The organism is Mesorhizobium sp. M7A.F.Ca.CA.004.12.1.1, from assembly GCF_003997835.1.
In the GTDB taxonomy this organism is placed as follows: Bacteria; Pseudomonadota; Alphaproteobacteria; order Rhizobiales; family Rhizobiaceae; genus Mesorhizobium.
In genome coordinates, this window is record NZ_RZRK01001466.1 from 1 (window position 1) to 547 (window position 547).

A 547-nucleotide genomic window follows, 5' to 3' on the forward strand; every position below is an offset into this window, starting at 1 on the left:
TCGTTTTGGTTCGCTACGGCTCCCCAGGCCGAAAGAAATGCAACTACGAGTTGCCGATTCAAAACTACGCCAGAACCTTCCGTCAAGACGCGCATGCGTGACCGCGAGCGCGGAGCGCATCGAATTGGCCGGCGGGCCTGAGCCATCATTTGCCCGTGATAAGGGTGAAGTGCGAACGCGCGAGCTCACTGAGATCGGAATTCCCAGCAGCTATCTGGCCCGTGTGTGCGACGAGGGGCTGCTCAGCAAGGTTGGCTGTAGAATCTACCGCGCCATAGAACGCGAGGTGGGATCATTAGATGTTGGCCAAGCCGTGGTTTGCGGAGAGCATTCTTGACGTCGTTAACACGCTGGAACAGGGCCGTGCTCATGCACTTCCGCCCGGCCTATGTGGCCAAAAGGTTCGCCCGGTCACCCTCGCATCCGGACAGGGTGGTGACCTTCGCGCCGCAGCCGCTGGAGCGGCCAAAGGGCTAGGACGCCGCTCCCATCCATCAGGTCCAGGCAGCGAAATCCTTGAAACCGTGTCCGGTCACAATGCAGATCA

1 protein-coding gene is annotated in these 547 nt (G+C 60.0%); it reads left to right on the top strand.

The window, feature by feature from the left end:
• The coding region (locus EN984_RS38465) for a type IV toxin-antitoxin system AbiEi family antitoxin domain-containing protein (protein WP_206517598.1) at positions 1–337 on the top strand (337 nt) is incomplete at its 5' end.
• Between the last annotated feature and the right edge of the window lie 210 nt (positions 338–547).